Below are 20,172 nucleotides of genomic sequence, written 5' to 3'. Positions count from 1 at the left end.
GTCCCCCGACTTGACCTAGGTCAGTTTGCTGGTTGTCGTTTCAGCCGGGTATTTGCCCAGCAGCGCATCGACCAGTTTTGCAAAACCGATGCCCTTCGACGATTTGATCATCACCACGTCGCCCGGCTTCAGCGCGGCAAGCAGCACCGGCTTCAATTCCTCGACGCCGGCGCGGTATTCCGTCTTGATGTCCTCAGGCAGCGCTTCCGCCAGTGCCCGCATTTCGGGGCCGCCAAGGAACACGGTCTGCGTGCCGGTGCCGACGATGAGATCGGCAAGGGCGGCATGCAGCTTGGCCGAATGCTCGCCAAGTTCCAGCATGTCGCCGAGCACGGCGATGCGGCGCCCCTCACCCGTCACCGGCGTCGCGTTGAGCAGCGCCATCGCCGCCGCCATCGAAGCCGGATTGGCGTTGTAGCTCTCGTCGATCAGCGTGATCGGCCCACCGGGGTGGCGCAACACATGGCGCTTGCCGCGGCCGCGCTCAGCCGAAAGATCGGCCAGTGCCAGTGCCACCTTGTCGAGATCGGCGCCAACCAGCTGCGCCGCGCCCAGCACCGCCAGCACGTTCTGCACCATGTGCCGGCCGGGCGCGCCAATGCGGGCGATCATGTCATGACCGCCGATCCGGGCGGCGATGTCGGAGTGGTCGGCATGCAATTCGCATCTGGTGAGTTTGAAGGTCGAGCGTGCATTCTCGCCGAAGCCGTAGACATGCTCGACGCCGGCGGCATGCGCCATCTTGTCGAGCAGCTTGAAGCGCGCATCGTCGCGGTTGAGGACGGCCGCACCCTCTGGCTCCAACCCTTCGAAAATCTCGGCCTTGGCCTTGGCGATCTCGTCGAGATTGCGGAAGAAGCCGAGATGCGCCGCCGCGATGATGGTGACGATGGCGACATGCGGCCGCACCATCTTCACCAGCGGCCGGATCTCGTCGGGATGGTTCATGCCGATCTCGAAGACGGCATAGTCGCAATCATCGGGCATGCGCGCCAGCGTCAGCGGCACACCCCAATGGTTGTTGAAGGACTGCGCCGAGGCATGCACCTTGCCGACCGCCGACAGCACATGGCGCAGCGCTTCCTTGGTGGTGGTCTTGCCGGCCGACCCGGTCACCGCGATGATCTTGGCCTGGGAGCGGGCGCGCGCCGCGACACCAAGCTTTTCCAATGCAACCAGCACGTCCTCGACGACGATAATCGGCGCCGTCAGCCGGCCGAGCGACGGCAGCTTGCCTTCCGCCACCACCAGCACGCCGGCGCCGGCCTTGATGGCCGCAGTGGCGAAGTCGTGACCATCCATCGCCTCGCCCTTGATGGCGAAGAAGGCGTCACCCGGCTGCAGGCTGCGGCTGTCGATCGAAATGCCCGATATGCCCTCGGGCATGGGCCCGAGCGGCCGCCCGTCCATGGCGGCGACCAGCGCCTCGGAGGTCCACAGCATACTCATGCGGCACGCTCCCGCAGCGCCGCGCGGACTTCCTCGTGGTCGGAGAAATGCAGGGTTTCGGAGCCGATCGTCTGGCCTTCCTCGTGCCCCTTGCCGGCCACGATCAGCGTGTCGCCGGCATGAAGCATGGCGACAGCCTCGTGGATCGCCTTGCGCCGGTCGCCGATCTCGATGGCGCCGGGTGCGGCGGCCAGAATGGCGGCGCGGATCGTTTCGGGCTCTTCGGAGCGCGGATTGTCATCGGTGACGATGACGACATCGGCAAGCCGGGTGGCGATTTCGCCCATGATCGGCCTCTTGCCCCGGTCGCGGTCACCGCCGCAGCCGAACACGACCATGACGCGACCTGTGGTAAACGGGCGGACCGAAGCCAGCACGTTTTCCAGCGCATCGGGCTTGTGGGCGTAGTCGACATAGACCGGCGCACCACTGACCGTGGTGCCAACGAGGTCAAGCCGACCCGGCGCTCCCTTCAATTTTTCCAATGCGGCCAATGCCTTGGCGACAGGTGTTCCCGTGGAAATGGCGAGCCCTGCCGAAACCAGCGCGTTCGAAATCTGGAAATCGCCGGCCAGCGGCAGGTCGATTTCGTAAAGCACGCCCTCGGCCTCGACCTCGGCGCGCTGGCGATGGCGTTCGTGCTCGACCCGCTTCAGCGTGAGGAAATCGCCATGCCGGCCAACCGTCAGCACCTTGAGCCCGGCAGCCTGGGCCGCCTGGATCGTCGGCGCCGACCACGGATCGTCGGCGAAGATGACCGCGGGCGCGCCTTTCGGCAGCAGCGTGTCGAACAGGCGCAGTTTGGCGCGGTGATAATCCTCGACCGTCGGATGGTAGTCCATATGGTCGCGGCCAAGGTTGGTGAAGCCGCCGGCGGCGAGCTTCACCCCGTCGAGACGGCGCTGGTCGAGCCCATGGCTGGAGGCTTCCATCGAAGCGTGGGTGACACCGGCATCGGCCAATTCCCGCAGCAGCTGATGCAGGGCAACCGGATCGGGCGTGGTCAGCGAGCCATAGTCGTTGCGGCCGGGCGCCACCACGCCGGTGGTGCCGATCGAAGCCGCGGCATAGCCCGCCTGCTCCCAGATCTGCCTGGTGAAGGCGGCGACCGAGGTCTTGCCGCTGGTGCCGGTCACCGCCACCATGGTCTGCGGCTGCTTGCCGAAATAGCGGGCAGCACTCAGCGCCAGCGCCAGGCGCGGATCGTCGACCGCCAGCACCGGAACCGGCAGTCCGGCGATGGAACTGCCTATGCCTGACACGATCACTAGGGCGCCGCGCCTGGCCGCGTCGGCAGCGTAAGCCGCGCCGTCCGCCTTGGTACCGGCGAGCGCAAAAAAGACGACGCCCGGTTTTACCTGGCGGGAATCGGACGAAATCCCGGTAACCTCCAGATCGGCGGAAGCTGTTCCTTCGACTGGCAGGACACCGGCTAGATCTCTGAGCTTCATCGAGTTCCGTTCACCGCAATAAAATAGCGCGCAGTCGCCGGCGCGCCCTAAGAATCACTCGTAGGAAACCAACGTTGCACCATTTTCATGGCTGAAATCTGGTTTCACGCCAAGCATGGCCGCCGACCGCCTGATGATATTACCAGCTATGACGCCCGCATTCGCGGCCGCGACGTCGGTCATCCCGGGCTTTTCCGGGTGCGGCGCATCGGCAATCGTGAACACCAGATATTGCGGATCGTCCATCGGGAAGGCAGCGACAAAGGTATTGAAATTCAGGTCTTTAGAGTAGCGGCCGTTGATGACCTTTTCGGCCGTTCCGGTCTTGCCGCCAACGCGGTAGCCGGGGACTCTGGCGTTTCTGGCCGAGCCCTTCTCGGCATTGAGCGAATAGAGGTAGCGCATGCCCTCGACCGTCTTTTCGTTGACGACTTTTTTGGCAATCGCCATCGCTTCCTGCTGCGTGCGCACCAGGAAGGTCGGATTCATCAAATAGCCGCCATTCATCAGTGCCGCGCAGCCGACAGCCGCCTGCAACGGCGTCGTCGATACGCCATGGCCGAAGGCGATGGTGAACGAATTGACCTGTTTCCAGACCTTCGGTTCGGTCGGGCGGGCGACTTCCGGCAGTTCGGTCTGCATCCTTTCCAGGATGCCAAGGCGATGCAGGAATTCCCGGTGCCCCTCGATGCCCACCAGCTCGGCTTCCCTGGCCGACCCGATGTTGGACGAATAGAGGAACACCTCCGGCAGCGACAGCACACGGTTCTTGCCGTGGAAATCGTGAATGGCCTGATGGCCTACCCGGATTGGATGCGACGCGTCGAAACGACTGTTCATCGTCGCCTTGCCGGAATCGAGCGCCATCGCCGAGGTGAAGCTCTTGAAGGTCGAGCCCATCTCATAGAGGCCCGCCGACATCCGGTTCAGCCGATCTTTTTCCTGTGCATTGTAGGGATTGTTCGGATCGAAATCCGGCACCGAGGCCATGGCGATCACTTCGCCGGTCTTGACGTTGAGCACGACGGCGCCGGCGCCGATCGCGCGGTAGCGCTCCAGGCCGGCGGCGATTTCGTCGCGCACCACATGCTGGACGCGCAGATCGATCGACAGCTTCACCGGCTTGAGATCCTTGGCCACCGCCAGGCCCGACGCCTGCAGGTCGCTCAGGCCCTGCTCGTCGATATATTTCTCCATGCCGGAGATGCCCTGGTTGTCGATGTTGGTCAGGCCGACAATGTAGGATGAGGTTTCGCCGCTCGGATAGAAACGGCGCTTCTCCGTGCGGAAGCCGAAGCCGGGAATGCCGAGCTGCATGATGTCGGCCTGCTGCTTGGGCGTCAGCTGCCGCTGCAGCCAGACGAAGCCGGCGCCGCTCTTGAGCTTGTGGTAGGTCTGCTCGTAGTCGATCTCGGGCAGCACCGTCGACAGCTTCTCGATCGCCTCGTCGGCATCGACGATGCGGCGCGGCTCGGCGAAGAGCGACGCCGTCTTGATGTCGGTCGCCAGCACTTCGCCATTGCGGTCGACGATATCGGGCCGCGAGGCGGTGATCCGGCTCTGCGGGCCGCCCGACAAATCGGGGGTCTGGAAGCCGAGGTAGACCAGCCGCCCAGAAATGGTCGAGAAGATGCCGAAGAACACCGCCATCGTCATCACGATGCGCGCCTTGCCCTTGCCGCCGGTCGCCTTGCGGGCGCCCTCGACGACAATCGATCCATCTTCACCCATCCTGGGGCGACGCTTCAGCAGTTTGCCGATCATTGGGCGATGCCTCCGGTCACGACGGGATCCTTGCCGTCCGCAGGCGCCTTGTCGGAATTGTCGGCCATGCCGCCCTGGCGTCCGTTCAGAATATCCTGGATATCCAGGGCCTTGGCCGGCAGATCGCTCAGGCCGACGATCTGGCGGGCGCTGACCGGCTCGAGCGCGAGCTGCGACTTGTAGAGCTCAGCGAGCTTCTGCAGCCGCGAAGGCTGGGTGAGCAGGCTCCAGTCGGCCTTGAGCAGGTCGATCGTCTCCTCCTCATAGCGTATCTGGTTGTGGATCTTCTGCACCGCCGCCAACTGATCCTCGGCCTCGCGCTTGGTCTTGTAGGTCAGGGCCGCCGCCGAAACCATGACGGCGATCAGGACAATGTCGCTGGTACGGAACACGTGCTTACCTCTCCCCCGGCCGATCGATGCCGGGAAGCTTTGGAAGGCCGAAAATGGAAAAATCGCCGGCGCGCGCCGGCGCTTCGGTGCGGATCGCCGCGCGCAGCCTGGCCGAGCGGGCGCGCGGATTGGCAGCGACCTCGGCATCGCCCGCCGTCACGCCACCGCCGGCCTTGCGAAAGGTCGCTGTGCGCGCATGCGCCTCGGGCAAATGACGTGAGCCGGTGGCGACGTCGGCGCGGTCGGCGATGAAGCGCTTGACGATGCGGTCTTCCAGCGAATGGAACGTCACCACAACCAGACGCCCGCCGGGCTTCAATGCGCGTTCGGCCGCGAACAACGCCTTGGCCAGTTCGCCGAGTTCGTCATTGACGTAGATGCGCAGCGCCTGGAAGACGCGGGTCGCTGGATGAATCTTGTCCTTCGGCGCGCGGCCAATATGCGTCTCGATGGCGTCGGCCAGTTCCAGCGTGCGCTCGAATGGCTTCTTTTCGCGGCGCGCCTCGATCATGCGGGCGATGCGGCCGGCGTGGCGCTCCTCGCCGAGGAAGCCGAAGATGCGGGCAAGGTCGCCCGGCTTGAAACTATTGACGACATCGGCCGCACTCAGGCCCGCTTGCGCCATGCGCATGTCGAGCGGCCCGTCGGAGCGGAAGGAAAAGCCGCGCTCGGCCTGGTCGAGCTGCATGGAGGACACACCAATGTCGAGCACGATGCCGTCGACGCTTTCGACATGTTCGTCCAGCGTCGAGAACGGCGCCTGCACCAGTCTCAGCCTGCCGCCCGATTGTGCCTCGAGATCGCGCCCGGCAGCGATCGCGTCGGGATCGCGGTCGATGGCGACGACCGAAGCGCCGGTCGCCAGAATGGCTTTGGTATAGCCGCCGGCGCCGAACGTGCCGTCGATGATGATGTCGCCCTTCGCTGGCTCCAGTGCCTCGAGCACTTCGCCAAGGAGGACCGGAATGTGGCGGACCGATCCGCCAACGGCGTGGATGTCATCGCCGTGGCCCACCGTCATTCCGGTCGCTCCCCAGGCTTCGTCCCCTGCCGAAGCTGCAACAGCCTGGCCCGCGCCTGCGCCCCATAGGCCGCAAGCCGTCCCGGCTCCCAGATCTGAAAGAAATTGCCGCGCCCGACAAAGGCCACCTCCGCCGAGATGCCGGTATGCTCGCGAATGAAATCGCTCATCGTGATGCGGCCGTCCTGGTCGAGTTTCAGGAACGCTCCGTCGCCATGGCAGAAGAACGACATGTCGTCCGCCGTCTGCAGGAAGGGATCTTCCTGCGCGATGCGCTGCTCGTAGCGGTCGAGCAGATCCAGCCCGCCGACATCCATCGCCGGCAGGTCCAGGCAGCGCAGTGCATAGAGTTCCGAATAGCCGCGCTTCTGCACGACGGCGCGGAAATGCGCAGGAACGGACACCCGCCCCTTCGCATCGATCCTGCTCACCGTGTTCGACAGAAACCGGTCCATTAAACGCTACAGCCGCTTGCGCCGCCGCACCCCTCTTCATCGTCTCGTACGCGCCGCCGCAGCGCGTTCCCTGCCCCGTATCAGCCTCGCCCGCATGGCCAAAAACCGGCAAACGCGCAGCCGCCGCGGCTGCCCGACTGGCGTACGCTTTACCCTGACGCGGAACGAAGGCTTTGATGTCTCGATGGGATATCATGGGGTACTATGGGCGTCAACGGGAATAGGCTTCACAAACACGCGCATCGCGACCAATCCGAGCAGCCGCTACGGCACGTCTCGTCTTTATGATCCATTAAGCCTAACGAAGCGTTTAGAGCCCGCTGGCCCAAAAGACCCGGCTTGCCGCCGATCACCCGCGCGCATAGCGTCGAGCGACGTCTTCCGCCCAGAAAACAAGGATCGAGCTCATGTCTGAGACGGCAAAGTCACGCGCCGCCGAACTTTCTCATCTGCGCAGCCGCGATTTCGCCAGTGGCGATCCGGTCCCCTTGCCGCTGACCATGGCTTCGATCTTTCACACGCCGAGCGTCGAGACCGGGGTCGATCAATATGGCCGCTACGACAATCCAACCTGGCGCGCCGTGGAACATGTGCTCGGCCATTTGGAAGACGCGCAATGCGTGAGTTTTCCCTCTGGAATGGGCGCGATTTCCTCGGTGTTTTTCGCGCTCCTGAAATCAGGCGACCGCGTGCTCCTGCCGGCGGACGGTTATCACGCGACGCGCGCGATGGCCGAACGCTTCCTGAAGCCGCTCGGCATCACCTGCGATACCAGGCCGACGCCGACCTTCCTTGACGGCGGTTTCAAAGGCTATTCGCAGGTCTTCGTGGAAACCCCGTCCAATCCACGGCTGGATATCTGCGACATCGCGACGATCGCCAAGGCTGTCCACGAACAAGGCGGGATCCTTGTCGTCGACAACACGACGATGACGCCATTCGGCCAGCGTCCGCTCGACTTCGGCGCCGACATCGTCGTCTCCGCCGACACCAAGGCGGTCAACGGCCATTCGGATGTGCTGTTCGGCCACGTCGCCAGCCGCGACGCCGACATCATATCCAAGGTGACGGACTGGCGCGCAATGGCCGGCGGCATTCCCGGGCCGTTCGAGGCCTGGCTGGTGCATCGCGGCCTCGAAACACTGGAGGTGCGCTTCGACCGCATGTGCTCGTCCGCCGAAACGATCGCGCAGCGGTTGAAGGAACATCGCGCGGTGCGCGGCCTGCGTTTTCCCGGCCTGAACGGCGACCCGTCGCACAACCTTGCCCGCGCCCAGATGGAGCGCTTCGGCTTCCTCATCTCCTTCGAACTCGCCTCGGAGGACAAAGCCGAGGATTTCATCAACAATTGCCCATTGATAGAGGCTGCGACCTCCTTCGGCGGCGTCCACACTTCGGCCGAACGACGCTCGAAGCGAGGCGATGCGGTACCGCCCGGCTTTGTACGCCTGTCAGTCGGCTGCGAACCGGTGGAAGAGCTCTGGAAGGCCATTGAGACGTCGCTGGACGGGATCGGCGCCTGACGGACTGGTCACGAACCTAGGTCGTCGGCCTCGATGTTGCGATGGCCGTGCCACCGCGCCTCGAAGCGGTCGAGCAGCCGATCGGCTGCGGCCTAGTTGTCGCGCACATTATGAAGCCAGATCGCGGTCAGATCATCTTCAGGACGTGCGTTCCGAACGATAGGCAGAAAATTCATGCCGCGTCGTCAGATCGCAAGCGTCTCCGTGCCTCGGCCTTGATTTCATCCATCGATGCAAATCGTCCCGGCCCGCTGTCGATCCCTTCCTGCACCAACCTGCGCAGTTCCTCAACCGTATAGCCGAAGAGATCGCGACGGTCCTTCCACTGCCGCAGCGCCTCGCGGATCACCTCGCTCGCCGAAGCATATTCGCCGGCGGCAACGACATCGTCCACCGCTTGCGCCAGTTCCGGCGACAGCGTGATGCTGCGTTTGTCGACTTGCCCCATGGATAGGCTCCCGATGCCATTGGCCGATTGCCGACTTGCTTGCAAATAGCTGAAAAGACTTGAATCGACAGGCGCGCCCGAGGGCACAACCTGCTGATCTCAAAAGGATTTCTCTTCGAGGACGAAACTGCCAGCTGGCCTGTAAGCCGGGTTCTGTATGGCCCTCGCCCCTTGCGGGACGAGAACGTGGCGGCCATTCATCTTGGGCGCATGTTGCCATACGCCTCACGCAACCTACCCGGACGGTGAGCCGGAAACAGCCCTCGAGGGTTTCCCCTCGCACCGCCCCTATTCGGTTTTGCTCCCGGTGGGGTTTACCGTGCCGCTCCTGTTGCCAGTCGCGCGGTGGGCTCTTACCCCACCCTTTCACCCTTACCCCGACAAAGTCGTGGCGGTTTGCTTTCTGTGGCACTTTCCCTGGGGTCGCCCCCGCCGGTCATTAACCGGCACCGTGTCTCCATGGAGCCCGGACTTTCCTCACTCGCGGCCTTTCGGCGTTTGCGAGTGCGGCCGCCCAGCCAGCTGGCAAGGCGTATAAAGGGGTTCAGCCGGGAAAACGCAAATGAAAAAGCCGGCTTGTCCGCCGGCTCTCGCAACTTGCTATCAAAGCGCGGCCATCTGAACCTTGACCTTGCTGCAATAGGCGGCCGAAACTGGGTTCATCCGCGTCGCGGCATGGCCGGCATTGTATTTCAGGATCGTGCCACAAGTCGTGCCACCGCCAAGGTTCTGCGCCAAAGCGAGATACTTCATGCCGTATTTGATGTTGGTGTCGGGATCGAACAGGCCCTTGGCCGAACCGTTGTAGCCCATCATCCGCGCCGTCGCCGGCTTGATCTGCATCAGGCCGATCTCGCCGGCGCTGCCGACCATGTTCGGCCGATAGTTGCTCTCGATCGTGATGACGGCATTGGCCAGCGATACCGGAACGCCGTAGCTTGCCGCGTAGCGGGCAACGATAGCGGAATACTGACCGCTGCTGGCCACCGCTGCCGTCGACGCAGCGACATTCCTGAGACCGATCGATGCCGTTGTCGTCATGTCGACGGTCTTGCGGCCACGCTTCGTCTGCCTTTTGGCGGAGGATTTCTTCGCCTTGGTCCAGCTGGCTTTTTCCACCTTGGCGGAAGCGTGCTTCGCCGTTGCCTTCAGGCTCCTGCTGCTTTTGGCTGAAATGGCCTTGCCCTTGGTCACCGCGACGAGGCCCTGATCGGCCCGGGGGCTCCATGTCGCGGCATCGGCCGCGCTGAAGGCAAAAATCACTACGCCGGCAGCAAGAGCTGCCGTTACAACGGTCAATTTCTGCATGTGATCCTGTTCTGTCTGGACCACGCGAAGATGTTCGCGTGGCGCTGCTTGATTAATAGCGGAACATCCGGGGGGCTAGAGGTCCGACAAACTGTACGAATTGCCCTTTGAGGCCCGAATTGGCGCCAATGAAGGCGGGGCAAGTCACTTTGAGTGACAGTTTGTAACCTGACAGGGGAAAAAGATTACTTGGGCGGCGCCCTGCCCTGGGTTAGCCGCTCACCGAGGCAAGCAACTTCTGCAGCGTGCGCATGGTCGAGCCATCGGCCAGCCCGTCGACCAGACGGGGCCGGAAATGCCGTTGGAAGGCCTCGACGACAATCCGCGTCTGATGGTCGAAAACACCCGATATCTCGACACCATAGCCATAGAGCGTCAGCATAGACTGCAACGCCTCGACATCGGCACCGCTGTCGCCGGGCTTCAGCGCGGTCCCGCGCCTGATGGGTGCAGCAGGCACAAGATGGCCGACACCGGCCGCAAACAGGGCGGCCCAAGGGAACTTCTCGCCCGGATCGATCTTGCGGCCGGGTGCCACGTCGGAATGCGCCAGCACCCGCATGGCGGGGATCGCATGCCGCGCGGTAATTCCATTGCACAGGCCGATCACCGCCTCGATCTGGCGCCGAGGGAACCCGGGATAGCCCAGCGAATGGCCAGGATTGACGATCTCGATGCCCACCGAGCAGGAATTGATATCGGTGCGTCCGAACCAGGAACTCTTGCCGGCGTGCCAGGCGCGGTCGCTTTCCCGCACCATCTGCACGATGTGGCCACTCTCGTGGACGAGATAGTGCGATGAAACCTCGCTCGCCGGATCGCACAGCCAGGCTTCCGCTCCGGCCCCCGTGGGCATGCCAGTATAGTGCAGCACGATCATGTCGGGTTTCAGCGTATCGCGCCGTGGCCCGAAATTCGGCGACACCCTGACCTCGGCGCTCGGCTCGTCGGGCAGGAAGCCGCTCATACGTGCCGCAGGCCCCGCTCGATCATCTCATAGGCGGCGTTGATCGCCGCGACCCTGGTCGTGGCGATCTTGATGAATTCCTGCGGCAGGCCACGCGCGATCAGCCGGTCGGGATGGTTGTCGGAGACCAGCTTGCGGTAACGCTTCCTGACCTCCTCGAACGGCTTGCCGCGCTCGATGCCGAGCACGACATAGGGGTCGCCGGCGCCAAGATTGACGTGCCGGGCCAGGATCGACTCGTAATGGGCCTCGTCGATGCGGAAGATCTCGGCGATACGGTGCAGGAAGATGCCTTCGCGTTCATGCACCAGCCCATCGGCCTTGGCGATGTGGAACAGGCCGTCGAGTATGTCTTCCAGCATCACGCAATTGGAATGCCCGGAACCGCACAACTGCGCCATGCGCTCGGCATAGGTTTCGAAACCAGCCACGTCCCGCTGGGCGAGATCGAACAGCCGCGCAACGTTGCGCGTCTCCTTCGGCGGCACTTCGAATATTTCCTGGAAGGCGCGCACCTCATCCTGGGTGACGATGCCGTCTGCCTTGGCCATCTTGGCCGAGAGCGCGATCATCGCCACGGAAAAGGCGACGCGGCGGCGCAGGTCCGCATCGCCGGAAAAAACCGTGCGCACGGCCTCCACGACATCGGCAACGCCCGACGAGGCTGAAGACGATACCCGTGTGATAAACTCGCCGAGGCGGTCCCAAATCGACATGGCCCGCTTCATAGAACCAACCGGTCCCCGCTATCAAGCCAATAACGGCCGCTCCCGGGTCCGTGAACCAGGGGCTCCTTGGTCGGTCCAGGTGGTTGCCTTTGCAAGAAAAGGCCGGCGAGACGCCGGCCCTTCCTCCCAAGACACTCTTACTGCTTTACAAACTACTGCGCGGGCGCAGGAGCAGGCGTTGCCGGAGCCGGCTCGGCAGGCTTGGTCGAGTTGTCGGCCGGAGCCGCAGGCTTCATCGGCTGCTCAGCAGCCGGCGGATTGGTGCTCTGCGTTGTGGTGGTGTCAGTGCCCTTGCCGCTGTCGCTGCAAGCCGCGACGCCCAGCAGGGCAAGGGCGGACACGGAAGCCAGAATGAGCTTTTTCATAATATCTCTCCTTCAACACACGCTCACGTTGCGGTGAACGGTCGAAGAGGAAATGCGCGACACGGCCATGAGTTTCGTAACGTTGCGTTTCCGCGTGTAACATCAACGGGATGCGTTGCTGCCGGCGCATTGGCACATTAACAACGAAAGCTGAAAACGAAAAATGCCGGAGACAGCCGCCATGGCCGCGAAATGGGATTTCTGGATCGACAGGGGCGGCACCTTCACGGATGTCATCGGCCGTGATCCGCAAGGGGGGCTGCATCCGTGCAAGCTTCTATCAGAGAATCCCGAAGCCTATGCCGATGCGGCCATCCAGGGCATCCGCGACCTGCTCGGCGTTGATCCTGGCGCCGCGATCCCGTCCGGGCTGATCGGCGACATCAAGATGGGCACCACGGTCGCCACCAACGCGCTCCTGGAGCGCAAGGGCGACCGCGTGCTCCTGCTCATCACCAAGGGGTTTCGCGACGCGCTGAGGATCGCCTACCAGGCGCGGCCCGACATCTTTGCCAAGGAGATCATCCTTCCCGAGCAGCTCTATGAGCGCGTCATCGAGATCGACGAGCGCGTGCTCGCCGACGGCTGCGTCGAACAACTGCTCGACATCGCCGCTTGCCGGCCGGCGATCGAGCAGGCGAAGGCCGACGGCATCGATGCCGTCGCCATCGTCTTCATGCATGCCTGGAAATACCCCGATCACGAGAAGGCGGTGGCAAAGGTCTGCCGCAAGATCGGCTTCGCCCAAGTCTCGGTCAGCCATGAGGTCTCGCCGCTGATCAAGCTGGTCGGCCGCGGCGACACCACCGTGGTCGACGCCTATCTCTCGCCCATCCTGTCACGCTATGTGCAAAGGGTGGCGGGAGAACTGGGCGCGGCGAGAGACGGCGACCAGTCCCCTCGCCTGATGTTCATGATGTCGTCGGGTGGCCTCACCGCCGCCGACATGTTCCAGGGCAAGGACGCACTGTTGTCGGGTCCGGCCGGCGGCGTCGTCGGCATGGTCGAGACGGCCAAGCTCGCGGGCTTCGGCAAGGTCATCGGCTTCGACATGGGCGGCACCTCCACCGACGTTGCCCACTATGATGGCGAGTACGAGCGCGCTTTCGATACCGAAGTCGCCGGCGTGCGCGTCCGCGCGCCGATGATGCGCATCCACACCGTCGCCGCCGGCGGCGGCTCGGTGCTGCATTACGAGGCTGGCCGTTTTCGCGCCGGGCCCGATTCAGCGGGCGCCAATCCCGGCCCCGCCGCCTACCGGCGCGGCGGTCCGCTCGCCGTCACCGACGCCAATGTGATGCTCGGCAAATTGCAGCCCGATTTCTTTCCGGCGATCTTCGGCCGCGGCCAGGACCAGCAGCTCGATGTCGAAACCGTGCGCTCAAGATTCGCGGCCCTGGCCGACCAGATCGGTGACGGCCGCTCGCCGGAAGCGGTTGCCGAAGGCTTCGTTACCATCGCCGTCGAGAACATGGCCAACGCCATCAAGAAGATTTCCGTGCAGCGCGGCTACGACGTCACCGAATATCTGCTCAACTGCTTCGGCGGGGCCGGCGGCCAGCACGCATGCCTGGTCGCCGATGCGCTCGGCATGGAAGCGGTGCTGATCCACCCCTTCTCCGGCCTGCTTTCGGCCTATGGCATCGGCCTGGCATCGGTCTTTGCCTCGCGCCAGCAGGCATTGCTCAAACCGCTTGCCGAGGAGTCCCGAACAGAGATCGCCGGCCTCATCGCCACCTTGAAAAAGGCCGTGATCGCCGAATTGGCCGCGCAAGGCATCGCCGAGGACACGGTTGCCGCCAAGCCCGTCCTGCACATCCGCTATGACGGCACCGACACGACACTGCCGGTGAATTTCGAAAGCGACTCGATTTTCCAGGCAAAGCGCGACTTCGAAATCGCCCACAAGGCGCAATTCGGCTTCGTCTATGACGACAAGCCGATGATCGTCGAGACGGTTGGCGTCGAAGGCAGCGAAATCGGCGACAGCAGCGCCGAGGCCTATGCGCCCGCCGGACCCGCACGGATTGAAGCCGGCGCTTCCGGAACGCGGCGCATCTACACCGAGGGCCGGTGGCATGAAGCCGGCATCCATCGTCGTGAGAACCTGCGCCCATCGAATCTGGTGGCCGGCCCCGCCCTTATCATCGAACCGAACCAGACCATTGTCGTCGAACCGGGCTGGCAGGCCGAAATCACCAACCTCAACCATGTCGTGATCCGCCGCACGGAAAAGAAGGCGCGCGCCGCCGCCCTCGGCACATCAGCCGATCCGGTCATGCTCGAAGTCTTCAACAACCTGTTCATGTCGATCGCCGAGCAGATGGGTGTCACGCTGCAGAACACCGCCTATTCCGTCAACATCAAGGAAAGGCTGGATTTCTCCTGCGCCGTCTTCGACCATACAGGGGCGCTGGTCGCCAACGCGCCGCACATGCCGGTGCATCTGGGCTCGATGGACCGCTCGGTCGAAACCATCATCCGGCTGAACTCCGGCGACATCCACCCGGGCGACGTCTTTGCCTTGAACGCACCGTACAATGGCGGCACGCATCTGCCCGACATTACCGTGGTGACGCCGGTGTTCGACGACGCGCAGAAAGAGATCCTGTTCTGGGCGGCCTCGCGCGGCCACCACGCCGATATAGGCGGCACCGCCCCCGGCTCGATGACGCCGCTCGCCATCACGGTCGACGAGGAAGGCGTGCTGTTCGACAATTTCCGCATCGTCGACCGCGGCAAATTCCGCGAAAAAGAGCTGCATGCGCTGCTCACCGACCATCGTTACCCGGCCCGCAACCCGCACCAGAACATTGCCGACCTCAAGGCGCAGATCGCCGCCAATGAGAAAGGCGTCGCCGAACTGCGCAAGATGGTCGCGCATTTCGGCCTCAATGTCGTCGAGGCCTATATGGGCCACGTCCAGGACAATGCGGCCGAGAGCGTGCGGCGGGTGATCGAACGGTTGCCCGACACATCGGCCTATGAATATCCCACGGACACCGGCCAGGTGATCAAGGTGAAGATATCGGTCGACCGGCAAAAGCGCGAAGCGACGGTCGACTTCACTGGCACATCGCCTGTCATGAAGAACAATTTCAACGCGCCGGAGCCGGTGGCCCGCGCCGCGGTCCTCTATGCCTTCCGTGTCATGGTCGAGGACATGATCCCGATGAATGCCGGGTGTCTGCGGCCCATCAACATCGTCATTCCCGACGGTTGCATGCTGAAGCCCGCCTATCCCGCCGCCGTCGTTGCCGGCAATGTCGAGACCTCGCAGCACGTCACCAACGCGCTGTTCGGCGCCATGGGCGCGATGGCCAATGCGCAGGGGACGATGAACAACCTGACCTTCGGCAACAAGAAGTACCAGTATTACGAGACGATCTGCTCCGGCTCACCGGCCGGCCATATGAACTCCGGCCGCGGCTTTGCCGGCACCTCCGGCGTGCACACCCACATGACCAATTCTCGCCTCACCGATCCCGAAGTGCTGGAACTGCGCTTTCCCGTGGTGCTGGAGGATTTCCACATCCGTAAGGGATCCGGCGGCAAGGGTAAATGGAGCGCCGGCGATGGCACCAAACGCAGCATCCGCTTTCTCGAGAAGATGGAATGCGCGATCCTGTCCTCGCACCGCAACCGCCCACCGCAGGGGCTGGACGGCGGCGGCGACGGCGAGGTCGGCTCGACCAAGATCCGCCGCAAGGACGGGGCGATCGAGATGCTGAAGGCCTGCGATCAGACCGTGCTCGAGGCCGGCGATGCAGTGATCCTGATGACGCCGACGCCGGGGGGCTTTGGCAAGCTGTAAAGAACACGTCAACAGGCTGTCACCGGCCTGTCATGACGCTGCGCTACCCGCTTGCGGCAAAGCAAATGGGGAATCACTTTGCCATGACGGACGTCTCCTCGGATCTAGTTTTTCGCCGCGGCAAGGAAGTTGGAAAGGCCGTCTACCAGAACCGCGCGCTTTCCAAAGCCGGCATCTCCGAGCGGCTGTTCGCCTTCCTGTTCTCCGGCCTCGTCTATCCGCAGATCTGGGAAGACCCCGATGTCGACATGGAGGCCATGCAGCTTGGTGAGGGCCATCGCATCGTCACCATCGCTTCCGGCGGCTGCAACATCCTGGCCTACCTCACCCGATCGCCGGCACGGATCGACGCCGTCGACCTCAACGCCGCCCATATCGCGCTGAACCGTATGAAGCTGGAGGCGGTGCGCCGTCTGCCATCGCAGGGCGACCTGTTCCGCTTCTTCGGCGCCGCCGACACCAGCCACAATTCGCAAGCCTATGACCGTTTCATCGCGCCGCATCTCGATCCGGTCAGCCGCCACTATTGGGAACGCTGCAACTGGCGTGGTCGCCGCCGCATCGGTGTTTTCGACCGCAATTTCTACCAGACCGGCCTGCTCGGCCTGTTCATCGCCATGGGCCACCGCACGGCGAAGTTCTTCGGCGTCAATCCGGCCCGCATGATGGAAGCTGGGAATATCGCCGAGCAGCGCCGCTTCTTCAACGAGGAACTGGCCCCGGTCTTCGACAAGAAGCTCTTGAAATGGGCGACCTCGCGCAAGGCTTCGCTGTTTGGCCTCGGCATTCCGCCGGCGCAGTACGATTCGCTGATCACATCGGGCGACGGCACGATGGCCAGCGTTCTGAAGGCCCGGTTGGAAAAGCTCGCCTGCGATTTTCCCCTGGAAAACAATTATTTCGCCTGGCAGGCCTTTGCCCGCCGCTATCCAAATCCCGGTGAGGCCGCCCTGCCCGCCTATCTGGAAAAGCAGAACTACGACACCATTCGCGGCAATATCGACCGCGTCGCCATCCACCATGCCAATCTGATCGAGTTCCTCGCCGGCAAGGACGCGGGCACCGTCGACCGCTTCATCCTGCTCGATGCGCAGGACTGGATGACCGATGACCAGCTCAACGCGCTGTGGTCGGAAATCAGCCGCACCGCCTCCGCAGGCGCTCGCGTCATCTTCCGCACCGCCGCCGAGCCCAGCCTGCTGCCGGGCCGCGTCTCGACCTCGCTGCTCGACCAGTGGGACTATCAGGACGAGGCCTCACGCGAATTCTCGACCCGCGACCGCTCCGCCATTTATGGCGGCTTCCACCTCTACGTGAAGCGCGCCGCATGAGCACGACCGAGCTGCCGGTCAGCCCGGCATTCAAGGCCAATCATGCCGAGCTGATGGACGGGGTCTACCACTGGCAGCGCCACATCTACGACCTGACCCGCAAATACTATCTGCTCGGCCGCGACCGGCTGATCGATGGGCTTGAGGTGCCACAAGGCGGCACCGTGCTGGAACTCGGCTGCGGCACCGGTCGCAACATCATCCTGGCCGCCCGTCGCTATCCTGATGCCCGCTTCTTCGGCCTCGATATCTCGGCCGAGATGCTGGAGACGGCCGGCAAGGCGATCGACCGCGAAGGCCTGTCCGGCCGCGTCACGCTGGCAAGAGGCGACGCCACCGATTTCGATGCGGGCTCCCTTTACGGCATCGAGCGCTTCGACCGGGTCTTCGTCTCCTATTCGCTGTCGATGATCCCAGGCTGGGAAAAGACGGTGTCGGCGGCACTCGCCGCGCTATCCCCCGACGGCTCGCTGCACATCGTCGATTTCGGCCAGCAGGAAGGCCTGCCGGGCTGGTTCCGGACCTTGCTGCGCGGTTGGCTCAGAAAATTCCACGTCACGCCGCGTGAATCGCTGCGCGAAGTTCTGGAATCGGAATCTCGGCGAACCGGCGCAACCTTCCGTTTCCGCACGCTTTATCGCGGTTATGCCTGGCTGGCGGTGATCAAGATCGCCAGCTAGCATCGCCGTTGGGGCGGTGCCCCATTCGCTGATGGAGGATGGATGCTACCATCAACCAGATCGAACATTGTTATGTGACCCCAGGGGTGGTACATTATCTCCATACTGGAAGCATGTGATGATCGTCGGTTTTAGAGACGGATGGCTGCGGGCCTTCTTTGTAGACGACACCCACTCCCGCAACATTCCGTCCGATCTCGAAAGCCGCTTGTTCCGCAAGCTCCAGATGATTGACGACGCCATGGTCGATCAGGATTTGCGCGTGCCGCCCAGCAACCATTTCGAGAAGTTGCGCGGCAATCTCGAGGGCTTCCATTCGATCCGCGTCAACCAGCAGTGGCGACTGATCTTCCGCTGGGACGGCGGTCGCGGTGAAGCGTCAGACATTTATCTCGACGACCACAGTTATAAGTGAGCTGAAACATGTTGATGACCGCACGCAAGCCAGCAACGGTTGGCGAGATTCTCACCGAGGAGTTCATGCAGCCGCTCGGCTTGACGCAGGCGGCATTGGCCGAGGCGATGGGCGTTCAGCGCAAGCATGTGAATGAATTGTGCAACGACCGTCGCAACGTGACGGCGGCAACCGCGCTCATTCTGGCCCGGGTGTTTGGCAACAGCCCGGACTTCTGGCTGAATGTCCAACGCCGCAGCGATCTTTGGGCGGTTATGAATTCGCCCGACGAGCGGGCACGTGTTGACCGCGCCAAGCCTTTACCGACAGCCGCATAGACCAGATTTGCAGGGCTTGAGCAGTTCACCGTTTCATGGAAACGGTGAACTGCTCTACTTTTTGTTTTGACGCAATTCCGGACGGAAAACCGCACACACTTTCCTGGAATTGCACTAATGCAGCGCCTTCACCAGCGCCCCCACCATCGTCTGTGGGCGATAACCGACCTTGGCCGGCGTCAGCCCCAGCCGCGCGATCACCAGCTGCTCCGACGGAATGATCGCTACGGTCTGGCCGTCATGCCCCTCCATCCAATAGGTGTCCTTGGGCAGGCCTGCCGCGACGCCGGCCCCGGGATTTTCCTCATCGCCGGGCGCCTCGATCCACAACTGGCCCTTGCCGTAGACTTTCGAGGCAGGCGCCGGCTCGCGCATCCAGTCGACGAAGCCCGTCGGCAGGACCTGGTTGCCGTTCCACACGCCGCCCTGCAGCAGGAACTGGCCGAAGCGCGCCCAGTCATGCGCCGTGGCGTAGAGATAGGACGAACCGACGAAGGTGCCCTGCTCGTCGGTTTCAAGCACGGCGCTGTGCATGCCGAGCGGCCCGAACAGCGCCGTGCGCGGCCATGTCAGCGCCTTCGCCTTGTCGCCGATCGCGTCCTGCCAGAGCCGCGACAGCATCACCGCCGTGCCGCTCGAATAGGAAAATACTTTGCCGACCTCGCCCGCCAGCCGTTTTGATTCGGCAAAGCCCGCCATGTCGGGCTCGAGATAGAGCATGCGCGTTACGTCGGCGACGTCGCCATAGTCCTCGTTGAACTCCAGACCGCTCGACATCGCCATCATGTCGGCAAGGCTGATCGCCGCGCGGCCGTCCGCCTTCCACGGCGCGAACAGGCCCTTGTTGCCGACGGCCATCTTGCCGTCCTTGACCAGCGTGCCGACGATGGCGGCATTCACCGTCTTGGTCATCGACCAGCCGAGCAGCGGCGTCTTGGCCGAAAAGCCGTCGCCATAGCGCTCGGCGACGACGCGGCCGTTCTTGACCACGACCACCGCGCGCATGCCCGAACCGGTCAGCGCCGCATCGTCGAGCAGCTTGGCAATCACCGGATCCTGCGATGCCTCGACCCGCTCGCCTTCGGGCCACAGCGTATCCTGGCTGGTTGGCGAAGGCTCGACATGGACCGTCGTGCGCCGCGCCTTGCCGACATCCCCGTCGGGGATCGAGGCGCAGCCCAGCCCATCGCGGGAAACCGCCTCGCTTTTGCCGAGGAAGCCCAGCAGGCCCGCCGAAACCGTTCCCCGGTTCTTGTCGACCGAGACCCGCATCAGCCGCAGCAGCGGGTGTCCGGGCGCCTGCACGTCTACGGCAAGCACTTCGTTGGCATCGCGCCCGGCGATGAAGACGTTGGAGCAGACGATCTTGGCCGAATAGCCCGAACCGACGCGGATCAGTTCGGGCGGCGCGATGTAGAGCCAGGCAAACAGGGCGGCGACCGCCAGAACGATCAGGCCAAGCAGCCATTTGACGATCTTGACGACGAACCGCATCCGCTTCCTCCCGGGCTTTCGCCCGACCCTTATGTCATCGAATTGCCGCCATTGCTTCCGCAAAATCAGGGCTGTTGTCGAGCGCCGTCAACGGATTATCAACCATGATCGGCGATCACAGGATGCATGTCGCCCAAAAGTGCTGAGCGGTTTTGGGACATGCACAAAAAGGATAGGCTGGGCGATGCTGTGGGGCGATCGCCTGGAGGGGGCTCGACCAATCGTCGGCCATCGGTTCACAGACCCATCA

Annotated in this window: 18 protein-coding genes and 1 other RNA gene; 6 read left to right on the top strand and 13 right to left on the bottom strand. The window is 63.4% G+C overall.

Translation table 11 applies throughout. The features are described 5' to 3' along the window. Positions 1–15 precede the first annotated feature (15 nt). The 6 genes from D3242_RS04660 to mraZ are packed head-to-tail and all read right to left on the bottom strand — an operon-like array spanning position 16 to position 6,532. Positions 16–1,449 (bottom strand): UDP-N-acetylmuramoylalanyl-D-glutamyl-2,6-diaminopimelate--D-alanyl-D-alanine ligase, encoded by a 1,434-nt coding sequence (locus tag D3242_RS04660; RefSeq protein ID WP_038647729.1) that lies wholly within the window; start codon positions 1,447–1,449, stop codon positions 16–18. Next, positions 1,446–2,900, bottom strand: a complete 1,455-nt coding sequence (locus D3242_RS04655) for a UDP-N-acetylmuramoyl-L-alanyl-D-glutamate--2,6-diaminopimelate ligase (RefSeq protein ID WP_064983804.1) — start codon at positions 2,898–2,900, stop codon at positions 1,446–1,448. The genes D3242_RS04660 and D3242_RS04655 overlap by 4 nt, the downstream gene beginning before the upstream one ends. 54 nt (positions 2,901–2,954) lie before the next feature. Next, complete coding sequence (locus D3242_RS04650; RefSeq protein ID WP_064983802.1) at positions 2,955–4,664, bottom strand: peptidoglycan D,D-transpeptidase FtsI family protein; 1,710 nt, start codon at positions 4,662–4,664, stop codon at positions 2,955–2,957. Then, positions 4,661–5,056 carry a cell division protein FtsL gene (ftsL, locus tag D3242_RS04645; protein WP_010910261.1) on the bottom strand — a complete coding sequence of 132 codons (396 nt, stop codon included), beginning with the start codon at positions 5,054–5,056 and terminating at the stop codon, positions 4,661–4,663. The genes D3242_RS04650 and ftsL overlap by 4 nt, the downstream gene beginning before the upstream one ends. 4 nt (positions 5,057–5,060) lie before the next feature. Beyond that, positions 5,061–6,077 (bottom strand): 16S rRNA (cytosine(1402)-N(4))-methyltransferase RsmH, encoded by a 1,017-nt coding sequence (gene rsmH / locus D3242_RS04640; protein ID WP_064983800.1) that lies wholly within the window; start codon positions 6,075–6,077, stop codon positions 5,061–5,063. Further along, positions 6,074–6,532: a division/cell wall cluster transcriptional repressor MraZ gene (gene mraZ, locus D3242_RS04635; protein ID WP_019859099.1), complete on the bottom strand. Its 459-nt coding sequence runs from the start codon at positions 6,530–6,532 to the stop codon at positions 6,074–6,076. Before mraZ ends, rsmH begins: the two co-directional genes overlap by 4 nt. A 407-nt stretch (positions 6,533–6,939) precedes the next feature. Between mraZ and D3242_RS04630 the strand changes: the two genes are divergently transcribed. After that, entirely contained in the window at positions 6,940–8,055 is a 1,116-nt protein-coding gene (locus tag D3242_RS04630; RefSeq protein WP_064983799.1) for a cystathionine gamma-lyase, read from the top strand. A gap of 172 nt (positions 8,056–8,227) precedes the next feature. Here D3242_RS04630 and D3242_RS04625 read toward each other — a convergent pair whose 3' ends face one another. The 6 genes from D3242_RS04625 to D3242_RS04600 all read right to left on the bottom strand — a co-directional run bounded on the left by D3242_RS04625 (position 8,228) and on the right by D3242_RS04600 (position 11,871). Then, a complete protein-coding gene (locus D3242_RS04625) occupies positions 8,228–8,503 on the bottom strand; it encodes a type II toxin-antitoxin system ParD family antitoxin (protein ID WP_064983797.1) in 276 nt (91 codons plus the stop codon). 126 nt (positions 8,504–8,629) lie between these two features. Then, an RNA gene (rnpB, locus tag D3242_RS04620) (RNase P RNA component class A) lies at positions 8,630–9,029 on the bottom strand. A 77-nt stretch (positions 9,030–9,106) separates the two neighbouring features. Continuing rightward, a complete protein-coding gene (locus D3242_RS04615) occupies positions 9,107–9,811 on the bottom strand; it encodes a lytic transglycosylase domain-containing protein (RefSeq protein ID WP_064983796.1) in 705 nt (234 codons plus the stop codon). Positions 9,812–10,022: 211 nt separating this feature from the next. Then, the gene (locus tag D3242_RS04610; protein WP_064983794.1) at positions 10,023–10,778 is read right to left on the bottom strand and encodes a peptidoglycan recognition protein family protein; all 756 of its coding nucleotides are present in this window, start codon (positions 10,776–10,778) and stop codon (positions 10,023–10,025) included. Beyond that, a complete protein-coding gene (locus tag D3242_RS04605) occupies positions 10,775–11,494 on the bottom strand; it encodes a J domain-containing protein (protein WP_027047025.1) in 720 nt (239 codons plus the stop codon). The genes D3242_RS04610 and D3242_RS04605 overlap by 4 nt, the downstream gene beginning before the upstream one ends. A gap of 164 nt (positions 11,495–11,658) precedes the next feature. After that, positions 11,659–11,871 (bottom strand): hypothetical protein, encoded by a 213-nt coding sequence (locus D3242_RS04600; RefSeq protein WP_019859105.1) that lies wholly within the window; start codon positions 11,869–11,871, stop codon positions 11,659–11,661. A gap of 181 nt (positions 11,872–12,052) precedes the next feature. On the opposite strand from D3242_RS04600, the gene D3242_RS04595 reads away from it, so the two are divergent. The 5 genes from D3242_RS04595 to D3242_RS04575 all read left to right on the top strand — a co-directional run bounded on the left by D3242_RS04595 (position 12,053) and on the right by D3242_RS04575 (position 18,428). After that, positions 12,053–15,685 (top strand): hydantoinase B/oxoprolinase family protein, encoded by a 3,633-nt coding sequence (locus tag D3242_RS04595; RefSeq protein ID WP_064984301.1) that lies wholly within the window; start codon positions 12,053–12,055, stop codon positions 15,683–15,685. Between the two features lie 32 nt (positions 15,686–15,717). After that, positions 15,718–17,016 carry a BtaA family protein gene (locus tag D3242_RS04590; protein ID WP_064983792.1) on the top strand — a complete coding sequence of 433 codons (1,299 nt, stop codon included), beginning with the start codon at positions 15,718–15,720 and terminating at the stop codon, positions 17,014–17,016. Then, a complete protein-coding gene (locus D3242_RS04585) occupies positions 17,013–17,696 on the top strand; it encodes a class I SAM-dependent methyltransferase (RefSeq protein ID WP_064983791.1) in 684 nt (227 codons plus the stop codon). The genes D3242_RS04590 and D3242_RS04585 overlap by 4 nt, the downstream gene beginning before the upstream one ends. Before the next feature lie 118 nt (positions 17,697–17,814). Next, positions 17,815–18,111, top strand: a complete 297-nt coding sequence (locus tag D3242_RS04580) for a type II toxin-antitoxin system RelE/ParE family toxin (RefSeq protein WP_064983789.1) — start codon at positions 17,815–17,817, stop codon at positions 18,109–18,111. Between the two features lie 8 nt (positions 18,112–18,119). Next, complete coding sequence (locus tag D3242_RS04575) at positions 18,120–18,428, top strand: HigA family addiction module antitoxin (protein WP_019859111.1); 309 nt, start codon at positions 18,120–18,122, stop codon at positions 18,426–18,428. A 114-nt stretch (positions 18,429–18,542) separates the two neighbouring features. Here D3242_RS04575 and D3242_RS04570 read toward each other — a convergent pair whose 3' ends face one another. Further along, positions 18,543–19,922, bottom strand: coding sequence for a serine hydrolase domain-containing protein (locus tag D3242_RS04570; protein WP_064983787.1), 1,380 nt, complete (start codon positions 19,920–19,922; stop codon positions 18,543–18,545). Between the last annotated feature and the right edge of the window lie 250 nt (positions 19,923–20,172).

This window comes from Mesorhizobium jarvisii (genome assembly GCF_003601985.1).
Lineage (GTDB): Bacteria > Pseudomonadota > Alphaproteobacteria > Rhizobiales > Rhizobiaceae > Mesorhizobium > Mesorhizobium jarvisii.
The sequence above is the reverse complement of the archived record's forward strand: the minus strand, read 5'-3'. Positions and strand labels throughout refer to the sequence as shown.

Excerpts from the sequence above, each read along its gene's own strand:
- D3242_RS04660 (WP_038647729.1), bottom strand. The coding sequence starts at position 1,449 with ATGAGTATGCTGTGGACCTCCGAGGCGCTGGTCGCCGCCATGGACGGG.
- D3242_RS04655 (WP_064983804.1), bottom strand. The coding sequence starts at position 2,900 with ATGAAGCTCAGAGATCTAGCCGGTGTCCTGCCAGTCGAAGGAACAGCT.
- D3242_RS04650 (WP_064983802.1), bottom strand. The coding sequence starts at position 4,664 with ATGATCGGCAAACTGCTGAAGCGTCGCCCCAGGATGGGTGAAGATGGA.
- rsmH (WP_064983800.1), bottom strand. The coding sequence starts at position 6,077 with ATGACGGTGGGCCACGGCGATGACATCCACGCCGTTGGCGGATCGGTC.
- mraZ (WP_019859099.1), bottom strand. The coding sequence starts at position 6,532 with ATGGACCGGTTTCTGTCGAACACGGTGAGCAGGATCGATGCGAAGGGG.
- D3242_RS04630 (WP_064983799.1), top strand. The coding sequence starts at position 6,940 with ATGTCTGAGACGGCAAAGTCACGCGCCGCCGAACTTTCTCATCTGCGC.
- D3242_RS04625 (WP_064983797.1), bottom strand. The coding sequence starts at position 8,503 with ATGGGGCAAGTCGACAAACGCAGCATCACGCTGTCGCCGGAACTGGCG.
- D3242_RS04615 (WP_064983796.1), bottom strand. The coding sequence starts at position 9,811 with ATGCAGAAATTGACCGTTGTAACGGCAGCTCTTGCTGCCGGCGTAGTG.
- D3242_RS04610 (WP_064983794.1), bottom strand. The coding sequence starts at position 10,778 with ATGAGCGGCTTCCTGCCCGACGAGCCGAGCGCCGAGGTCAGGGTGTCG.
- D3242_RS04605 (WP_027047025.1), bottom strand. The coding sequence starts at position 11,494 with ATGTCGATTTGGGACCGCCTCGGCGAGTTTATCACACGGGTATCGTCT.
- D3242_RS04600 (WP_019859105.1), bottom strand. The coding sequence starts at position 11,871 with ATGAAAAAGCTCATTCTGGCTTCCGTGTCCGCCCTTGCCCTGCTGGGC.
- D3242_RS04595 (WP_064984301.1), top strand. The coding sequence starts at position 12,053 with ATGGCCGCGAAATGGGATTTCTGGATCGACAGGGGCGGCACCTTCACG.
- D3242_RS04590 (WP_064983792.1), top strand. The coding sequence starts at position 15,718 with ATGACGCTGCGCTACCCGCTTGCGGCAAAGCAAATGGGGAATCACTTT.
- D3242_RS04585 (WP_064983791.1), top strand. The coding sequence starts at position 17,013 with ATGAGCACGACCGAGCTGCCGGTCAGCCCGGCATTCAAGGCCAATCAT.
- D3242_RS04580 (WP_064983789.1), top strand. The coding sequence starts at position 17,815 with ATGATCGTCGGTTTTAGAGACGGATGGCTGCGGGCCTTCTTTGTAGAC.
- D3242_RS04575 (WP_019859111.1), top strand. The coding sequence starts at position 18,120 with ATGTTGATGACCGCACGCAAGCCAGCAACGGTTGGCGAGATTCTCACC.
- D3242_RS04570 (WP_064983787.1), bottom strand. The coding sequence starts at position 19,922 with ATGCGGTTCGTCGTCAAGATCGTCAAATGGCTGCTTGGCCTGATCGTT.